This window comes from Pseudomonas sp. MEJ108, from assembly GCF_030208985.1.
GTDB lineage: Bacteria > Pseudomonadota > Gammaproteobacteria > Pseudomonadales > Pseudomonadaceae > Aquipseudomonas > Aquipseudomonas fragariae.
The window spans coordinates 215,131-234,211 of record NZ_JARVSW010000013.1; the positions used below are offsets into that span (position 1 = coordinate 215,131).

Sequence of the window (19,081 nt, forward strand, 5' to 3'; positions counted from 1 at the left end):
GTTAGCGAATGATGCCGCGGGTCGACGTCTGAATGGACTGAAGAAATACGGCCACTTCAGGAAACTGCGCCGCAGGCTCTGCCAGATCGGCCAGCGCCTGGCCGATGGTCAGACCCTGACGATAAACCGTCTTGTAGGCTCTGCGCAGCGCATGAATGGCTTCTTCGGAGAAACCCCGACGGCGCATGCCCTCGAAGTTCATGCTGCGCGCCTCGGCCGGGTTGCCAAAGACTGTGACGAACGCAGGTACATCCTTGCCGATCGCAGTGCCCATGCCGGAGAAGCTGTGCGCACCGATGTGGCAGAACTGATGGACCAGGGTAAAGCCGGACAGGATCGCCCAGTCATCCACGTGAACGTGGCCTGCCAGGGCAGTATTGTTGACCAGAATCACGTGGTTGCCGATCACGCTGTCATGCCCGATATGGGCATAGGCCATGATCAGGTTGTGATCGCCCAGCGTGGTTTCGGCACGGTCCTGGACGGTCCCGCGGTGAATGGTCACGCCTTCGCGGATCACGTTGTGATCACCAATGACAAGACGGGTTTCCTCGCCCTTGTATTTCAGATCAGGCGTGTCCTCACCCACCGATGAAAACTGGTAGATGCGGTTGTGCTTGCCGATTCTGGTTGGCCCCTTGAGGACAACGTGAGGACCGACGACTGTACCCTCGCCAATTTCCACACCGGGTCCGATGATCGACCAGGGGCCGACCTCAACATTGTCGGCCAGAACGGCCGTCGGATCGATGATTGCGCGAGGGTCAATCAAACTCATAGTTTGCGTTCCGCACAGATGATTTCGGCAGAGCAGACTGCCTTGCCATCAACGGTAGCCTTGCATTCGAACTTCCAGATCTGACGTTTGCTGCTCAGGAATTTCGCCTCGAGAACCAGTTGGTCGCCCGGCAGAACCGGCTGACGAAAACGCAGTTTGTCCGAACCGACGAAATAATAGAGCGTGCCGTCCGACGGCTTGGAGTCGAGCATCTTGAACGCGAGGATACCTGCAGCCTGCGCCATCGCTTCGATGATCAGCACGCCCGGCATGATGGGATGCTCAGGGAAGTGACCGTTGAAAAAAGGCTCATTGACGCTGACATTCTTGTAGGCGCGAATGTTCTTGTTCTCGATATCCAGCTCGGTCACGCGATCCACCAGCAGGAACGGGTAACGATGAGGCAGGTATTCGCGAATTTCTTTGATGTCCATCATTTCGAGGGGAAGCCTGTAGTAAAGATTAGGAGTGCGTCGCGACTGCGCAGCACCCCTCTACATCAAGGAGGCAGTTTATCGACTGAGCACGCTTGATATTAAAAAGGTATCAGCCATCAGATGAGCGATTATCAGCGCAGGTCACCGTCTCTATGGCCTTTTCAAGCTTTTGCAGACGTCGCGCCATATCATCGATCTTGCGCAGACGAGCTGCACTCTTGCGCCACTCGGCGGCCGGCTGCATGGCCGTACCGGACGAGTACGAACCCGGCTCGGTGATGGAATGCGTCACCATCGTCATGCCGGTGATGAAAACGCCATCGCAAATCTCGATATGCCCCACCAGACCGACACCTCCAGCCAGCATGCAATGCTTGCCGATTTTGGTGCTTCCGGAAATGCCGACACACGCAGCCATCGCCGTGTGGTCGCCAATCTGAACGTTGTGAGCAATCTGAATCTGGTTATCCAGTTTCACGCCATTGCCGATGCGCGTGTCAGCCAGTGCACCGCGATCGATCGCCGTATTGACGCCAACCTCGACGTCATCACCGAGGGTGACGCCACCGATCTGTGCAACCTTGTGGTAGATACCTTTATCCTGGGCAAAGCCAAAGCCTTCGCCACCCAGCACAGCACCCGACTGGATGACCACGCGCTTGCCAATGCGCACATCGTGGTAAAGCGTTACCCGCGGGGCCAGCCAGCCGCCTTCACCGATCTCGCAGCGAGCGCCGATGAAGCAGTGAGCACCGATGGTGACACCTGCTGCAATGCGCACACCGCTCTCGATCACAGCAAAAGCGCCAATGCTGGCAGCAGGATCAATCAGTGCATCTGCGGCAATCACTGCCGTCGGATGAACGCCTGCGCTACTTTTAGGCTTGGGATCGAAAAAATGCGAAATGCGTGCGTAGGCCAGATAAGTATCAGGAACCACCAGCGCATTACCGGCGTAACCGTCGGCGTCTGCAGGTTTGAGCAGCACGGCAGTGGCCTGGGTATCGACCAGCAATTTACGGTACTTGGGATTTGCCAGGAAACTGACTTGACCAGGGCCGGCCTCTTGCAAAGTGGCCAGCCCGGTGATTTCGATATCCTTGTCGCCACGTAACGTGGCACCAAGGAACTCGGCCAACTGGCCGAGCTTGATGGTTATGCTCATGGTTACTTCAGCTGGTTCATGCGCTCGATGACCTGGCGAGTCACGTCATACTGTGGCTTGACGTCGATCACCGCACCGCGCTCGAAGACCAGGTCGAAACCACCTTTCTTGATGACTTCTTCTACAGCCTGATCCAGCTTCGGCTTCAACTGCTTGAGCATTTCGCGGTCAGCAACGGCCTTGGCTTCGTTCAGTTCCTTGGACTGGAACTGGAAATCACGGGCCTTTTGCTTGAACTCAAGCTCCAGACGCTCGCGCTCAGGCTGAGCCATCTTGTCGCCACCGCTGACCAGACGATCCTGAATACCCTTGGCGCTGCTTTCCAGGCTTTTCAGCTTGGTCAGTTGCGGGCCGAACTTCTTCTCGGCGTCCACTGCGTAACGCTTGGCAGCGTCCGATTCCAGCAGGGCCATCTGATAGTTCAGTACCGCAATTTTCATGTCGGCAAATGCAGGGCTGGCGACCAGTACGGTGGCCAGCATTACCAGTTGAGTCAACTTACGCACAATACAACTCCTACAAAATTCGTTGCGTTATCAAAGACCAGACGCTTAGAAGGTCTGACCCAGGGAGAATTGGAAGACCTGAGTTTCTGCTTCGTCATCCGGCTTCTTGATCGGCATCGCCAGAGCAAAGCTCAAAGGACCGAGCGCAGTGATCCAGGTGACGCCGATACCCACCGAGCTGGCCATGCCGGAAAGGTCGATGTCGTTGCATTCGACTTTCTTGCCTGACGCGCTTGTTCTGGTCGAGTCGCACTTGGTATCGAAGACATTACCCACGTCCCAGAAAACAGACGTCCGCAAGGAGCGCTGATCCTTGACGAATGGCAGCGGGAACATGACTTCTACGCCACCCTGAACCAGAGCGTTACCGCCGAACGGCAGTGGATCCTGATCCGGGTCCGCCAATGTGCCCGGCTTGGAGCCATTACTTGGCGTACTGCGCGGACCAAGGGTGCTGTCCTTGAAGCCACGTACCGAGTTGAAGCCACCGGCGTAGTAGTTCTCGTAGAACGGCAGACCCGAGGTCGAACCATAGCCGTCGCCATAACCCAGCTCGGTGTGCAGGCGCAGAGTGTAGTTATCAGTGATCGGGTGGAAGTACTGGGCACGGTAATCCAGCTTGAAGAACGACAGGTCGCTACCCGGCAAGGTGGATTCGAACACCAGGCTTTGCGAGTGACCACGGGTCGCCAGAACACCCTTGTTCAGAGTCGATTCAGACCAGCCAACCGAGCCCTTGAAGTTCAGGTACTTGTCGCCTTCCTTCTCGACGAAGTCGAAAATCTCGTCAACGGTGTACTTGCCGGTCTTGATCTCGTCCTGCTGCACGGTCAGACCGTAGGTCAGGCGCGAGGTCTCGCTGATCGGGTAGCCAAGGTTGATACCGGCACCCAGGCTGTCAACCGCATAGCTTGCAACATCAACGTCAAGGTCATCGTAGTTGGTGGTGCGGTAGAACGCGCTGTAACCCAGGCTGACACCGTCCGGCGTGTAGTACGGATCGACGTAGCTGAAGTTGTAACGGCTCTGGTATTCGCTGCGGGTCAGGCCGATGCTGACCTTGTTACCGGTACCCAGGAAGTTGTTCTGGCTGATCGAACCACCAAGGATCAGACCGGCACTTTGCGCAAAGCCGACACTGGCGGTGATCGAACCGGACGCCTGCTCTTCAACGGCGTAGTTCACATCGACCTGATCGTCGGTGCCAGGAACAGGTGGCGTTTCGACGTTGACTTCCTTGAAGAAGCCAAGACGGTCCAGACGGGTTTTCGACTGGTCGATCAGGTAGGTCGATGCCCAGCCGCCTTCCATCTGGCGCATTTCGCGACGCAGCACTTCGTCTTCCGACTTGGTGTTGCCGCGGTAGTTGATACGGTTGACGTAGGCACGCTTGCCCGGGTCGACGACGAAGGTGATATCGACCGTGTGGTCTTCGTTGTTCGGTGTCGGCACGCCGTTGACGTTGGCGAAGGTATAGCCTTCGTTACCCAGACGGCGGGTGATCAGTTCGGACGTCGTGGTCATGACCTTGCGCGAGAACACCTGGCCCGGCTGCACCAGCAACAGGGATTTGACCTGATCTTCAGGGACCTTCAGGTCACCGCTGAGCTTGACCGACTTGACGCTGTACTTCTCGCCTTCATTGATGTTGACGGTGATGTACACGTTCTTCTTGTCGGGCGTGATCGACACCTGGGTCGAGGCGATATCCATGTTGATATAGCCGCGATCGAGGTAGTACGAACGCAGGCGCTCAAGGTCACCCGACAGCTTTTCACGGGCGTACTTGTCGTCATTCTTGAAGAACGACAGCCAGTTGCTGGTCTTGAGCTCGAACAGGTCGGTCAGGTCTTCGTCGGAGAAGACCTTGTTACCCACCACGTTGATGTGCTGAATGGAGGCTACGGTGCCTTCATTGATGTTGATCTTCAGGCCTACGCGGTTGCGCGGCTGAGGAACAACCTCGGCGTCAACCTCGGCAGAGTAACGGCCCTGGGCAACGTATTGACGTTGCAGCTCGTTACGCACGCCTTCGAGGGTGGCACGCTGGAAAATCTCACCTTCGGCCAGACCGGACTGTTTCAGCCCCTTCATCAGGTCCTCGGTGGAAATGGCCTTGTTACCCTCGATTTCGATACTCGCAACCGAAGGGCGCTCGACGACGTTGATGACGAGCACGTTGCCGTCGCGACCCAGCTGGATATCTTGAAAGAAACCGGTTTTAAACAGCGAACGGGTAGCATCGACCAAACGACCATCGTCCGCCTGCTCGCCTACGTTCAGCGGCAGTGCGCCAAAGACACTGCCGGCGGAAACCCGCTGCAGGCCGTTGACACGGATATCGGAGATGGTGAAGGACTCGGCGTGAACTTCAGCGATCATCAGTGCGGAAAGAACCGCAGTTAGCAGCAGACGTTTCATGAAGTCCTTTCTTATTCCAACTGGCAATAAACAAACTGCCGCAAAATGCGGCAGATTCGCAACTCGGCAACGCTTTACAGTCGGCCCAGATCGTTGACCAGCGCGAGCAACATTACGCCCACTACCAGACTGATACCGATCTGCGCCCCCCAACCTTGAACCTTTTCCGAAAGGGGACGACCACGCGCCCACTCGATCAGATAAAACAGCAAATGCCCCCCGTCCAGGACGGGAATGGGCAGCAGATTCAGAACACCCAAGCTAATACTCAGATAAGCGAGGAAGTTCAGAAAATCTCCGATGCCCGACTGGGCCGAAGCGCCCGCCACTTTAGCAATGGTTATCGGTCCACTCAAGTTTTTTACCGAGAGCTCGCCGAACAACATTTTCTTCAGCGAGTCCAGGGTCAGCACACTCATGTTCCAGGTGCGCTTCACACCCTCGGCCATCGCCGCGAAAGGCCCGTAGCTGACCTCGCGCAGCATTTCCGGTGGCCAATCGACAGCTTTCACACCAGCCCCCAGGTAACCCGCGGCAGCCTTGCCCTCGCCCTTGGCCGCGAGGGTCACCGGCACGTCCATTTGCACCCCGTCGCGCTCGATGCGCAGCGAAATCTTCGCTTCGGGACGCTCGCGCACCCGATCGACAACCTGTTGCCACTCATCGAGCGGCTGACCGTCCATCGCAACGAGACGATCACCCGTTTTGAGCCCTGCGCTCTGCGCCGGACCTTTCGGATCGATTTCCGCCAGCACCGGCAACAGCGCCGGACGCCAAGGGCGAATACCCAGCGACTTGATCGGATCAGGCTCTTCTGCGCCTCTCAGCCAGTCACTCAGTACCAACTGACGAGACGTGTCGACCGTAGAACCCTGGTCCCTGACTTTCAACGCGATGGTACCGCTTTCACCCAGACGGCGGACCAGTTGCAGATTGACCCCGGCCCAACCCGAAGTAGGCTCGCCATCGACAGCGACGATTTCCTGTCCGGCCGTCAGGCCAGCCTGCTGGGCGATGCTTCCGGACTCGACTGCGCCGATAACGGGGCGCACCTGCTCGCTGCCCATCATCGCCAGCACCCAGAAAAATGCGATAGCCAGGATGAAATTGGCAGTCGGGCCGGCAATCACGATCGCGATGCGCTGCCCTACTGTCTTGCGGTTGAACGACTGGTCAGCGAGTTCGGGCGGAACATTGCCTTCGCGCTCGTCGAGCATCTTCACATAGCCGCCCAGAGGAATGGCAGCGACGACGTACTCGGTGCCCTGCCGATCATGCCAGCGCAGCAGAGGCGTGCCGAAGCCTACCGAGAAACGCAGCACCTTGACGCCACAGCGGCGCGCCACCCAGAAGTGGCCGAATTCGTGGAAGGTCACCAGCACACCCAGAGCAATCAGGGTGCCGAGAATCATGTATAAAGCGCTCATCAGCCTTCTCCGGGTACCGACTGGTCGGCCAGTGTGTTAATCATTGCAGGCCTCCAGGCCCGCCGTTGACGCGCCACATCAACCCTTTCACTCACATCCTGACGGGTTGTCAGATCACTATCGCCCGTGTCTTTCAAGCCATTGGCCCGCCAGCAAACGCGCCTTTGCATCGGCGGCGAACACCGCTTCGAGCCCTTCGACCGCGGTGACAGGCTCATGATCCAGAACCTCTTCGATAATACCGGCGATTTCCAGGTAGCGGATACGCCCATCGAGGAATGCCGCGACGGCCACTTCATTGGCCGCGTTGAGCATGGCAGGTGCACTGCCTCCAGCCTCTGCCGCCTGTCGGGCCAGCCGCAGACAGGGGAATCGCTCCTCGTCCGGCGCCTGAAAATCAAGCTGGCCGATACGAAACAGGTCGAGTGGCGCAACGCCAGAGTCTACACGCGCAGGCCATGCCAATGCATTGGCGATGGGCGTACGCATGTCGGGATTGCCCAATTGAGCCAGCACCGAGCCATCGACATAATCGACCAGCGAGTGAATCACGCTTTGCGGGTGAATGACCACCTCGACCTGATCCGGCCGCGCATCGAACAGCCAGCAGGCTTCGATCAGCTCAAGCCCCTTGTTCATCATGGTTGCCGAATCGACGGAGATCTTGCGCCCCATCGACCAGACCGGATGGGCACAGGCCTGCTCAGGCGTGACATTCTGCAACTGCTCCAGCGGCGTTTCGCGAAACGGCCCGCCCGAGGCAGTCAACATGATCCGCCGGACGCCAACGGCACCCAGCCCGCGAGCGAAATCGCCGGGCAGGCACTGGAAGATCGCATTGTGCTCGCTGTCGATCGGCAACAGCACAGCGCCATTTTGCCGAACAGCCTGCATGAACAGGGCGCCGGACATGACCAGCGCTTCCTTGTTGGCCAGCAATACCTTCTTGCCTGCCTCTACCGCAGCCAGCGTCGGGCGCAAGCCGGCAGCCCCGACAATGGCGGCCATGACTGCATCGACCCGAGGGTCTGCGGCCACTTCGCACAGACCGCCCTCGCCGACCAGCACCCGGGTATCGAGCCCGGCCGCTGCCAGGTCATCCTGCAGCTTGCGAGCGACCACCTGATCCGGCACTACGGCGTACTGCGGTGTGTGCCTGATGCACAAGGCCAGCAATTCATCCAGACGACTGTAACCGGTGAGCGCGAACACTTGATAAAGCGCTGGATGACGGGCGACCACATCCAGAGTGCTCAGCCCTATGGAACCGGTTGCGCCCAGAATGGTGATTTGTTGCGGACCACTCACATGACACCCCAGTCAGCGGCCCAGAGCAGAACGGCAAATACCGGAATGGCCGCCGTCAGGCTGTCGATGCGGTCCAGTACCCCGCCGTGTCCAGGCAGCAGATTGCTGCTGTCCTTGACCCCGGACTGGCGCTTGAACATGCTTTCGGTCAGGTCGCCAATCACCGAGATGAATACGATCACCGCCGCACCAAAGAGCGCCGCGATGAACTGCGCAACCGTCCAGTCGCGGGAAAAACCTACTGCTGCGGTGATGCCCAGACTGACCACCAGACCGCCGTATACGCCCTCCCAGCTCTTGCCAGGGCTCACCTTGGGCGCCAGCTTGCGCTTGCCAAAAGCCTTGCCGGAAAAATAAGCGCCGATGTCGGCGGCCCAGACCAGCACCATCACCGACAGAATCAACCAGTTACCCAGTGGCCACTGCTTGATCAGGACCAGACCCTGCCATGCAGGCAGCAGAATCAGAAGGCCGATGACCAGCTTGCACGCTGCACTTGCCCAGTGACTGCTGGAGTCCGGATAGGTAAGGACCAGAAAGGTCGCCACACCCCACCAGATGACGGCAGCAACCAGCACCCAGGGCTCCAGCCCTGGCAGCAGGTACATGAGGAAAAGCAGAACAGCGACCACAGCCGCATAGCCGATACGCATCGACTGCGCGGCAAAACCTGCGAGCCGCGCCCATTCCCAGGCACCCAGAACGACGACGACCCCGATGAACAGGGCGAAGTACATGCCGGTCAGCAGGAAAAACCCGCACAAGGCGATCGGCAACAGAATGAGTGCCGTGATGATCCGTTGTTTCAGCATTAAGCCCGGGCTCCAGCTTCTACCTGTTCGCTGGTTTTACCGAAGCGACGTTGGCGAGAAGCGAAATCTGCCAGCGCGGCGCGCATGGCATCGTGTTTGAAGTCCGGCCAGAACAGGTCGGAGAAGTACAGCTCGGCGTAGGCCAGCTGCCAAAGCAGAAAATTGCTGATGCGGTGTTCGCCGCCGGTGCGGATGCACAGATCCGGCAACGGCAGGTCGCCGGTGGCCAGGCAGGTCTGCAACAACTGAGGAGTAATGTCCTCCGGCTGCAAGTGCCCGGCCTGAACCTCACGCGCCAGCCGCTGGGCAGCCTGCGCGATGTCCCACTGCCCACCGTAGTTGGCAGCGATCTGCAGCACGAAACGGCTGTTGCCGGAGGTGCGCACTTCCGCCTCGCGCATGGCAGCCTGAAGCTCAGGATGAAAGCGTGAGCGGTCGCCGATAATTCGCAGGCTGATCTCGTTTTCGTTCAGGCGCTTGGTTTCACGGCGCAGCGCCGTAAAAAACAGCTCCATCAACGCACCCACCTCTTCGGCCGGGCGCTGCCAGTTTTCACTGGAGAACGCGAACAGTGTCAGCACTTCGACCCGCGCTTCGGCGCAGACCTCGATAACGGCCCGCACGGCATCGACGCCGGCCTTATGGCCTGCAACGCCTGGCAGCAGGCGCTTCTTGGCCCAGCGATTATTACCATCCATGATAATCGCAACATGGCGCGGCACCGAAGACGGCACGGCCGGTTTTATCTTTTCCATGAAAGCGTCCGAAACCTTAAACAGCCATCAGATCGGCTTCTTTCTGCTTGACCGCAACTTCGATTTCCGCCACGAACTTGTCAGTCAGCTTCTGTACGTCGTCAGCCGCACGACGCTCTTCGTCTTCGCTGATTTCCTTCTCCTTGACCAGGTCTTTCAACTGGCTCAAGGCGTCACGGCGGATGTTACGGACGGCCACACGGGCATCTTCTGCAGCATCGCGCGCCTGCTTGGTGAAGCCCTTACGGGTTTCTTCGGTCAGCGCCGGCATGGAGATCAGCAGCAACTCACCCAGGTTGGTCGGATTGAAGCCCAGACCGGAGCTCTGGATGGCCTTGTCGACAGCAGCGAGCATGTTGCGCTCGAACGCCACGACCTGAAGGGTACGCGAGTCCTTGACGGTCACGTTGGCCACCTGGCTCAGCGGGGTATCGGCGCCGTAGTAAGGAACCATCACACCACCCAGGATGCTCGGATGCGCCTTGCCGGTACGGATACGGGTGAAGGCATGGGTCAGCGACTCCAGACTCTTCTGCATACGGGTCTGAGCATCTTTCTTGATTTCGTTGATCATTATTGTGCTTCCTCGATCAGGGTCCCTTCAGCGCCACCATGGACGATATTCAGAAGGGCACCCGGCTTGTTCATGTTGAAGACGCGCAATGGCATCTTGTGATCGCGACACAGGCAGATTGCGGTCAGATCCATCACACCCAGCTTGCGATCCAGCACTTCATCGTAGGTCAGATGATCGAACTTCTCGGCATTCGGGTCCTTGAACGGATCTGCGGTGTACACACCATCCACCTTGGTGGCCTTGAGCACTACATCGGCGTCGATCTCGATCGCGCGCAGGCAGGCAGCCGAGTCGGTGGTAAAGAACGGATTACCGGTGCCGGCGGCAAAAATCACCACTTCCTTGGCGCTGAGATGGCGCATGGCCTTACGGCGATCATAATGATCGGTCACACCCACCATGGAAATGGCCGACATCACGATGGCAGTGATATTAGCGCGCTCCAGCGCATCGCGCATTGCCAGGGCGTTCATCACAGTGGCCAGCATGCCCATGTGATCGCCTGTCACCCGATCCATGCCCGCAGCACTCAAGGCCGCGCCACGGAACAGGTTGCCGCCGCCAATCACCAGACCGACCTGAACGCCGATACCGACCAGCTGGCCGACTTCCAGCGCCATGCGATCCAGCACCTTCGGGTCGATGCCGAACTCTTCCGAGCCCATGAGGGCCTCACCGCTAAGCTTGAGTAGAATGCGTTTATAGCGAGCCTGATAACCACTGCCCTGCTGAGCCATTGCGAATCTCTCCTGCGGCGTTTTCTGAAAAAAATCTGTGCGGGCTATTTCAAGCCTGCGCTTACTTTAGCTTGACGCTTTGCGCGCGTCGGGAGAATGCAGCCTTGTGAGCACAATCTCCAAGGAAAATTTCCTTTTCCCTTTCGACAAAGAGGCCGCACGCGTGAGCGGGCAGCCTCTTTGGGGCGACAGTAGAAAAACCGTCTTACTGCTTGGCGGCAGCCAGTTGAGCAGCCACTTCGTCAGCGAAGTTATCAACTGGCTTCTCGATGCCGTCGCCTACTTTGAAGTAGGTGAAGGAAACGATTTCAGCGCCGGCTTTCTTGGCCAGATCACCGACCTTGACTTCCGGGTTCTTGACGAAGGCTTGCTCGACCAGACTGGCTTCTGCCAGGAACTTGGTGATACGACCGCCAACCATTTTTTCAACGATTTCAGCTGGCTTGCCTTTGATCTTGTCTTCGTTCAGTTGCAGGAAGACATTCTTCTCGCGCTCGATCGCTTCGGCAGAAACTTCCGAAGGGAACAGGAACTCGGGGTTGCTTGCCGCGACGTGCATGGCGATATCCTTGGCCAGTTCGACGTCGCCACCCTTAAGGGTAACAACCACGCCGATCTTGTTGCCGTGCAGGTAAGTACCTACGACGTCACCTTCGATACGCTTCAAGCGACGGATGTTGACGTTTTCGCCAACCTTGCCGACCAGTACCAGACGTGCAGCTTCCTGAGCTTCGATCAACGGAGCGACATCAGTCAGCTTGTCAGCGAAGGCTTTTTCGACGCTTGCAGCAACGAAAGCCTTGAAGTCGTCCTGCAGGGCCAGGAAGTCGGTCTGCGAGTTGACTTCGATGATGACAGCAGCCTTGCCGTCGCCCTTGATGGCGATAGCGCCTTCAGCAGCCACGTTGCCTGCTTTCTTGGCGGCCTTGATGGCGCCGGAAGCACGCATGTCGTCGATTGCTTTTTCGATGTCGCCGCCAGCCTTGGTCAAGGCCTTTTTGCAATCCATCATGCCTTCGCCGGTACGCTCGCGCAGTTCTTTGACCAACGCTGCAGTAATCTCTGCCATTTCAAAATCCTCTTGGATAGGTCTTCAACCATTCCACCCGACAGGCCGGGCGTGCAATTCTTGAAAAATCAGGGTGGCAGCAACACATGACAGCAAGGTCATGGCTACAGACCGACAAATCATTTCCTAGGTGGCAAAAAGGGGGCTAAGCCCCCTTTTCGCGTACTGAGTAAACGCCAGGCGTTTGTACTCAGCCTTCTACAGCAGCTGCAGCTGGAGCTTCTTCGACAAAGACGTCGGTGCCGCCAGCAACATTGTTACGACCACGGATAACAGCATCAGCCATCGAACCCATGTACAGCTGGATGGCGCGGATTGCGTCATCGTTGCCAGGGATGATGTAGTCAACGCCTTCCGGGCTGCTGTTGGTATCGACGACGCCGATAACCGGGATGCCCAGCTTGTTGGCTTCGGTGATCGCGATGCGCTCGTGATCAACGTCGATAACGAACAGAGCGTCCGGCAGACCGCCCATGTCCTTGATACCACCCAGGCTGCGATCCAGTTTTTCCAGATCACGGGTACGCATCAGGGCTTCTTTCTTGGTCAGCTTGGCGAAAGTACCGTCTTCAGCCTGTACTTCCAGCTCGCGCAGACGCTTGATCGACTGACGGATGGTCTTGAAGTTGGTCAGCATGCCGCCCAACCAGCGATGGTCGACGTACGGCGAACCGCAACGTGCTGCTTCTTCAGCAACTATCTTGCCAGCGGAACGCTTGGTGCCGACGAACAGAATCTTGTTTTTGCCCGAAGCCAGGCGCTCAACGAAAGTCAGCGCTTCGTTGAACATAGGCAGGGTTTTTTCAAGGTTGATGATGTGAATCTTGTTACGCGCGCCGAAAATGTATTTACCCATTTTCGGATTCCAGTAACGGGTCTGGTGGCCGAAGTGGCAACCAGCCTTCAGCATATCGCGCATATTGACTTGGGACATAAATAGTTCCTTGATAAGTCGGGTTAGGCCTCCACGTATCCCAATGACCAACCAATGGCATCTGCCAAGGGCACCCAGGTCATCGTGTCGACACGTGTGTGGGTTTGTGCTTCAAGGACGGACCTTGGAAAGCGGCGCATTTTATATCATAAAAGGGAAGAGAACGGAACTCCCATCAAGTGCTTGTTTTGCGGTGACTTTGCAGTTGCATGGACGGCCTATAGAAGGAAGCGATGATTACCCGGCACCGGTGGTCTGATAGAATTGCGCCTTTGCGCACCCACCGCGTGCCTGCCACGCCGAGAGAATTCGTATGACCATCACCCTCAAAACCCCGGAAGACATCGAGAAGATGCGCATCGCCGGTCGCCTGGCCGCCGATGTTCTGGAAATGATAGCGCCGCACGTCAAGCCCGGTGTGACCACCGAAGAGCTGGACCGCCTTTGCCATGACTATATTGTCAACGAACAGAAGGCGATCCCGGCCCCGCTGAACTACAAGGGCTTTCCCAAATCGATCTGCACCTCGATCAACCAGGTGGTCTGCCACGGTATCCCGAGCGACAAGAAGCTGAAGGACGGTGACTCGCTGAACATCGACGTTACCGTCATCAAGGACGGCTACCATGGCGACACCAGCAGGATGTTCCATGTCGGCACCGTTCCGGTATGGGCCGAGCGCCTGTCGAAGGTGACTCAGGAGTGCCTGTACAAGGCCATCGAAATCGTCAAACCCGGCACTCGCCTGGGTGACATCGGTGCCGTCATCCAGAAACACGCTGAAAAGAACGGCTTCTCCGTGGTTCGCGAGTTCTGCGGCCATGGCATCGGCAAGGTGTTTCATGAAGAGCCGCAGGTGATGCACTTTGGCGAGGCCGGAACCGGTATCGAGTTGCAGGAAGGCATGACCTTCACCATCGAACCGATGATCAACCAGGGTCGCCCTGAAACCAAGATTCTCGGCGATGGCTGGACGGCGATCACCAAGGACCGCAAGCTCTCGGCGCAATGGGAGCACACGCTGCTGGTGACCGCTGACGGTTACGAAATCTTCACCTTGCGCAGCGATGACACCATTGCCCAAAAGGCTCCCTGACCCGATCATGCCCGGCTGAACGCCCGCCCGCCACCTGCACAGCCCGACACGAGGAATACTGCTCAATGCCGCAAGTAGATCCAGACTTGTTCGATCGAGGCCAGTTCCAGGCCGAACTGGCCTTGAAAGCCAGCCCCATCGCTGCGTTCAAGAAGGCCATCCGCCGAGCGAGAGACGTCCTTGATGAGCGCTTCAGGTCGGGCCGTGACATTCGACGACTGATCGAGGACCGGGCATGGTTTGTCGATAACATCCTGCAAAAGGCCTGGGATCAGTTCGAATGGAGTGAAGACGCCGATATCGCGCTTCTGGCAGTGGGTGGCTACGGGCGCGGCGAGCTGCATCCTTACTCGGACATCGATCTGCTGATCCTGCTGGACAGCGATGACCACGAAGTTTTCCGCGAGCCCATCGAGCGGTTTCTGACCCTGCTGTGGGACATCGGCCTGGAAGTCGGACAAAGCGTACGCTCGGTCAACGAGTGCGCACAGGAAGGCCGCGCCGACCTGACCGTGATCACCAATCTGATGGAAAGTCGCACCATCGCCGGCCCCGAACACCTGCGCCAGCGCATGCTGGAGGTCACCAGCACCGAGCATATGTGGCCGAGCAAGGAGTTTTTCCTCGCCAAGCATGCGGAACAGAAAAAACGTCATCACAAGTACAACGACACCGAATACAACCTGGAGCCCAACGTCAAGGGCTCTCCGGGTGGCCTGCGCGATATTCAGACCATCCTCTGGGTCGCGCGGCGCCAGTACGGCACGCTGAACCTGCATGCACTGGCAGGCGAAGGCTTCCTGCTGGGCAGCGAAAACGCTCTGCTCGCCTCCTCCCAGGAGTTTTTGTGGAAAGTGCGTTACGCGCTGCACATGCTGGCCGGACGCTCCGAAGACCGGCTTCTGTTCGATTATCAGGTACGCATCGCCGGGTTGCTGGGCTATGAAGACAATGATGCCAAGCTGGCCATAGAGCGCTTCATGCAGAAGTACTACCGGGTGGTCATGAGCATCGCCGAACTCAGCGATCTGATCATCCAGCATTTCGAAGAAGTGATTCTATCCGACGACAGCGGCACACCACAGCCGATCAATTCACGCTTTCAGCTGCACGATGGCTATATAGAAGCCACCCACCCGAACGTCTTCAAGCGCACCCCGTTTGCCATGATCGAAATCTTCGTGCTCATGGCCCAGCATCCGGAAATAAAGGGTGTACGTGCCGACACCATTCGCTTGCTGCGTGAACATCGGCACCTGATCAACGACGAGTTCCGCAACGATATTCGCAACACCAGCCTGTTCATCGAGTTGTTCAAGTGCGAAATAGGCATTCATCGCAACCTGCGGCGGATGAACCGCTACGGCATTCTCGGCCTGTACCTGCCGGAGTTCGGCCATATCGTCGGTCAGATGCAGCATGACCTGTTTCACATCTATACCGTCGATGCGCACACGCTGAATCTGATCAAGCACCTGCGCAAGCTGCAGTACACCGAAGTGTCCGAGAAATTTCCGCTGGCCAGCAAGATCATGGGCCGCCTGCCCAAGCCGGAGCTGATTTACCTGGCCGGGCTTTATCACGACATCGGCAAGGGTCGTGGCGGTGATCACTCGGAGCTGGGCGCCATCGATGCGCAGGCGTTCGGTGCGCGCCATCATCTGCCTGCCTGGGACATCCGGCTTATTGTCTGGCTGGTGAGCAACCACCTGGTGATGTCGACCACCGCCCAGCGCAAGGACCTTTCCGATCCGCAGGTCATCCACGACTTTGCCCAGTTCGTGGGCGACGAAGTGCATCTGGATTATCTGTATGTGCTGACCGTCGCCGACATCAACGCGACCAATCCGACGCTCTGGAACTCATGGCGCGCCAGCCTGTTGCGTCAGCTGTACACCGAGACCAAGCGGGCCTTGCGCCGCGGCCTGGAAAACCCGGTCGACCGCGAAGAACAGATTCGCCGCACACAGACTGCCGCACTGGATATTCTGGTACGCAACGGCACCGATCCTGATGACGTCGAGCAACTCTGGTCAGCACTGGGCGATGATTACTTCCTGCGCCACACCGCCGGCGACGTGGCCTGGCATAGCGATGCGATTCTGCAGCAACCAGCCGACGGCGGTCCGCTGGTGCTGATCAAGGAAACCACGCAGCGTGAATTCGAGGGCGGCACGCAGATCTTCATTTACGCCCCGGATCAGCATGACTTCTTCGCGGTTACCGTGGCGGCGATGGACCAGCTGAACCTGAACATTCACGACGCACGCATTATTACTTCCAGCAGCAAATTCACACTCGACACCTACATCGTCCTCGACCATGAGGGCGGTTCGATCGGCAACAACCCGGAGCGCATTCAGGACATCCGCGAAGGCCTGACCGAAGCCCTGCGCAACCCGGATGATTACCCGACAATCATCAAGCGCCGCGTGCCACGTCAGCTCAAGCACTTTGCCTTCGCACCGCAAGTCACCATTCATAACGACGCCCAGCGTCCGGTGACGGTACTCGAGTTGCTGGCACCGGACCGTCCAGGCCTGCTGGCGCGCATCGGCAAGATCTTCCTGGAGTTCGACCTGTCCCTGCAGAACGCCAAGATTGCAACGCTGGGCGAGCGCGTGGAAGACGTGTTCTTCATCACCGACGCCAACAATCACCCGCTGTCCGATCCACAACTGTGCCGCCAGTTGCAGGATGCGATCGTCAAGCAACTGAGCGTCAACTCAGAGCCGGGCAACGATTTGCGGATCAGCATATGAATACTCGGCCATACGAATCGACTCAACGCAGCTCATTGAGGAACACGTTCCATGAATAACGCCATGCAACTGCTTCAGCCTTACCCTTTCGAGAAGCTGCGCGCCTTGCTGGCCGGCGTGACACCCAACCCGGAAAAGCGTCCGGTAGCACTGTCCATCGGCGAACCGAAGCACCGCTCTCCCGATTTCGTTGCCAAAGCACTGGCAGACAACCTCGATCAGATGGCGGTTTACCCGACCACGCTGGGTATTCCTGCGCTGCGCGAAGCCATTGCCGGCTGGTGCAGCCGTCGATTCGGCGTGCCACAGGGCTGGATCGATCCGGCGCGCAATGTATTACCGGTCAACGGCACGCGCGAAGCGCTGTTCGCCTTCACCCAGACCGTAGTCAATCGCAGTGATGACGGCCTGGTGATCAGCCCGAATCCGTTTTACCAGATCTATGAAGGCGCCGCGTTTCTGGCCGGAGCCCAACCGCACTACCTGCCCTGCCTGAGCGATAACGGGTTCAATCCCGATTTCGATGCCGTCAGCCCGGACATCTGGAAGCGTTGCCAGATCCTCTTTCTGTGCTCACCAGGCAACCCGACCGGGGCGCTGATTCCGGTTGAAACCCTGAAAAAGCTCATCGCCCTGGCCGACGAACATGACTTTGTCATTGCTGCGGACGAGTGCTACAGCGAGCTGTACTTCGATGAGCAGACCCCGCCGCCGGGCCTGCTCAGCGCCTGCGTCGAGCTGGGCCGCGAGGATTTCAAACGCTGCGTGGTCTTCCACAGCCTGTCCAAGCGCTCCAATCTGCCGGGCCTGCGCTCAGGTTTTGTGGCGGGTGACGCCCAGATCCTCAAGGCCTTCCTGCTGTATCGCACCTATCACGGCTGCGCCATGCCGGTTCAGACTCAACTGGCTAGCATCGCCGCCTGGAATGATGAGGAGCACGTACGCGCCAACCGTGATCTGTACCGGGAAAAGTTCGCTGCGGTGCTCGACATCCTGACCCCGGTGCTCGACGTTCAGCGCCCGGACGGCGGCTTTTACCTGTGGCCGAACGTCGGTACCGATGACGCTGCATTTTGCCGCGATCTGTTCGTCGATCAGCACGTCACTGCAGTACCGGGCTCGTACCTTTCCCGCGAAGTGGATGGCGTTAACCCTGGCGCAGGCCGGGTGCGTCTTGCGCTCGTGGCCCCGTTGGCCGAATGCATCGAAGCGGCCGAACGTATCCGCGCATTCCTGAGCAAGTAAAAGCTGAATCCAAAAAAATCGTCCCGCCGCATGCAATGTGCGGCGGGGTAATTAGTTACCACCTCCCGCCCCCTGCGTGAACGTACCCTCACCCTTCATTTTTAATGCTTCCAGACACGAAGCGAACTACCATGAAGGCCACTCCCATGACCGCACCCGCTGTTACCCAAGGCGTAAAACTGCCCGCATCCTGCTGCATGCGCAGCGCTGGAAATCACCAGGCTTCGTATGATGCAGCGATTCGCGAAAACCCCGCCAACGCGCCGATCCCCCCTGCTTACCCATCGGAAACCGGCGCCGACACCAGCCAGTCAGGTCGCCAGGCGCGCCTGCTGGTTTCGTTCAGCAAATACTGGGCTCGCGGGCGAACCCTGAAAGTTCTTTTTTTGAAGAATCCTCCTGCCAGCCTGACAGCACCCATCGTCGAGGCCGCCCGCAAGTGGCTGCCGCACATAAACCTGAAATTCGAGTTCGTGACGGACGGGGCGAGTGATATCCGAATTGGCTTCAATGAACACCTGAACTGGAGCGCCATAGGCACCGATACCCTGCTGGCCGGACCTGATGAGGCTACGATGGAGTTCAACCTCAAAGAGCTGTACACGGCGGACCTGAAGCCGATGCCGGAATTGACGCGCATCGTACTGCATGAATTCGGGCACGCCTTGGGCGCGGTTCACGAGCATCAGCATCCGCAGGCAAACATCCCCTGGAACGAGCCGCTCTTGCGCTCACTGCTTTCGCAAACCGGGTTGAGTGACGAAGAGATCAATACCAATTTTTTCGACAGGTACGAGGCCGCAGACTTCCACCACTCGGCTTACGACCGTGATTCGGTCATGCATTTCGATATCCCCAACGGCCTGACCCTCGGCGACTTCGAGATCATCAATGTGGGCAAGACACTCAGCAGCAATGACATCGCCGTGATGGGCGCTATCTACGCGGACCGTGGCAACTCGAAATTTGAAACGCTCTGACGGAGAGCGTCCTGACACGTGTTGATCATGCGGCAATCAACAGCGCGCCATACGTCCCCAACGTGTGGCGTG

At 58.2% G+C, this 19,081-nt stretch carries 17 protein-coding genes; 4 read left to right on the top strand and 13 right to left on the bottom strand.

Annotation, left to right across the window (positions count from 1 at the left end; genetic code table 11):
* Position 1: 1 nt before the first annotated feature.
* From lpxA to rpsB, 13 genes are all read right to left on the bottom strand, one after another.
* The gene (gene lpxA / locus QRN50_RS07320) at positions 2–778 is read right to left on the bottom strand and encodes an acyl-ACP--UDP-N-acetylglucosamine O-acyltransferase (RefSeq protein WP_003314305.1); all 777 of its coding nucleotides are present in this window, start codon (positions 776–778) and stop codon (positions 2–4) included.
* The gene (gene fabZ, locus QRN50_RS07325; RefSeq protein WP_002554719.1) at positions 775–1,215 is read right to left on the bottom strand and encodes a 3-hydroxyacyl-ACP dehydratase FabZ; all 441 of its coding nucleotides are present in this window, start codon (positions 1,213–1,215) and stop codon (positions 775–777) included. Before fabZ ends, lpxA begins: the two co-directional genes overlap by 4 nt.
* Positions 1,216–1,324: 109 nt before the next feature.
* A complete protein-coding gene (gene lpxD / locus QRN50_RS07330; RefSeq protein ID WP_011266978.1) occupies positions 1,325–2,380 on the bottom strand; it encodes a UDP-3-O-(3-hydroxymyristoyl)glucosamine N-acyltransferase in 1,056 nt (351 codons plus the stop codon).
* A 2-nt stretch (positions 2,381–2,382) separates the two neighbouring features.
* Complete coding sequence (locus tag QRN50_RS07335; RefSeq protein ID WP_003314303.1) at positions 2,383–2,886, bottom strand: OmpH/Skp family outer membrane protein; 504 nt, start codon at positions 2,884–2,886, stop codon at positions 2,383–2,385.
* Positions 2,887–2,931: 45 nt separating this feature from the next.
* Positions 2,932–5,307, bottom strand: a complete 2,376-nt coding sequence (gene bamA, locus QRN50_RS07340; RefSeq protein WP_011266976.1) for an outer membrane protein assembly factor BamA — start codon at positions 5,305–5,307, stop codon at positions 2,932–2,934.
* A 74-nt stretch (positions 5,308–5,381) separates the two neighbouring features.
* Entirely contained in the window at positions 5,382–6,734 is a 1,353-nt protein-coding gene (gene rseP, locus QRN50_RS07345; protein WP_004406254.1) for a sigma E protease regulator RseP, read from the bottom strand.
* A 117-nt stretch (positions 6,735–6,851) separates the two neighbouring features.
* A complete protein-coding gene (ispC, locus tag QRN50_RS07350) occupies positions 6,852–8,042 on the bottom strand; it encodes a 1-deoxy-D-xylulose-5-phosphate reductoisomerase (protein ID WP_004406255.1) in 1,191 nt (396 codons plus the stop codon).
* Positions 8,039–8,854 carry a phosphatidate cytidylyltransferase gene (locus QRN50_RS07355; RefSeq protein ID WP_003415535.1) on the bottom strand — a complete coding sequence of 272 codons (816 nt, stop codon included), beginning with the start codon at positions 8,852–8,854 and terminating at the stop codon, positions 8,039–8,041. Before QRN50_RS07355 ends, ispC begins: the two co-directional genes overlap by 4 nt.
* The gene (uppS, locus tag QRN50_RS07360; protein ID WP_003314296.1) at positions 8,854–9,609 is read right to left on the bottom strand and encodes a polyprenyl diphosphate synthase; all 756 of its coding nucleotides are present in this window, start codon (positions 9,607–9,609) and stop codon (positions 8,854–8,856) included. The genes QRN50_RS07355 and uppS overlap by 1 nt, the downstream gene beginning before the upstream one ends.
* A gap of 16 nt (positions 9,610–9,625) precedes the next feature.
* Positions 9,626–10,183: a ribosome recycling factor gene (frr, locus tag QRN50_RS07365; protein ID WP_004657953.1), complete on the bottom strand. Its 558-nt coding sequence runs from the start codon at positions 10,181–10,183 to the stop codon at positions 9,626–9,628.
* Positions 10,183–10,923 carry a UMP kinase gene (pyrH, locus tag QRN50_RS07370; protein WP_003339591.1) on the bottom strand — a complete coding sequence of 247 codons (741 nt, stop codon included), beginning with the start codon at positions 10,921–10,923 and terminating at the stop codon, positions 10,183–10,185. The genes frr and pyrH overlap by 1 nt, the downstream gene beginning before the upstream one ends.
* A 205-nt stretch (positions 10,924–11,128) precedes the next feature.
* Positions 11,129–11,992, bottom strand: a complete 864-nt coding sequence (gene tsf, locus QRN50_RS07375) for a translation elongation factor Ts (protein WP_096126438.1) — start codon at positions 11,990–11,992, stop codon at positions 11,129–11,131.
* A gap of 190 nt (positions 11,993–12,182) precedes the next feature.
* Positions 12,183–12,926 (bottom strand): 30S ribosomal protein S2, encoded by a 744-nt coding sequence (rpsB, locus tag QRN50_RS07380; protein ID WP_003314293.1) that lies wholly within the window; start codon positions 12,924–12,926, stop codon positions 12,183–12,185.
* A 313-nt stretch (positions 12,927–13,239) separates the two neighbouring features.
* Between rpsB and map the strand changes: the two genes are divergently transcribed.
* From map to QRN50_RS07400, 4 genes are all read left to right on the top strand, one after another.
* Positions 13,240–14,022 (top strand): type I methionyl aminopeptidase, encoded by a 783-nt coding sequence (map, locus tag QRN50_RS07385; RefSeq protein ID WP_003391089.1) that lies wholly within the window; start codon positions 13,240–13,242, stop codon positions 14,020–14,022.
* 65 nt (positions 14,023–14,087) lie between these two features.
* Positions 14,088–16,784 carry a [protein-PII] uridylyltransferase gene (locus QRN50_RS07390; RefSeq protein WP_024641459.1) on the top strand — a complete coding sequence of 899 codons (2,697 nt, stop codon included), beginning with the start codon at positions 14,088–14,090 and terminating at the stop codon, positions 16,782–16,784.
* A 51-nt stretch (positions 16,785–16,835) separates the two neighbouring features.
* Entirely contained in the window at positions 16,836–18,029 is a 1,194-nt protein-coding gene (gene dapC / locus QRN50_RS07395; RefSeq protein WP_004406264.1) for a succinyldiaminopimelate transaminase, read from the top strand.
* A gap of 131 nt (positions 18,030–18,160) precedes the next feature.
* A complete protein-coding gene (locus QRN50_RS07400) occupies positions 18,161–19,009 on the top strand; it encodes a matrixin family metalloprotease (protein WP_024641458.1) in 849 nt (282 codons plus the stop codon).
* Positions 19,010–19,081 lie beyond the last annotated feature (72 nt).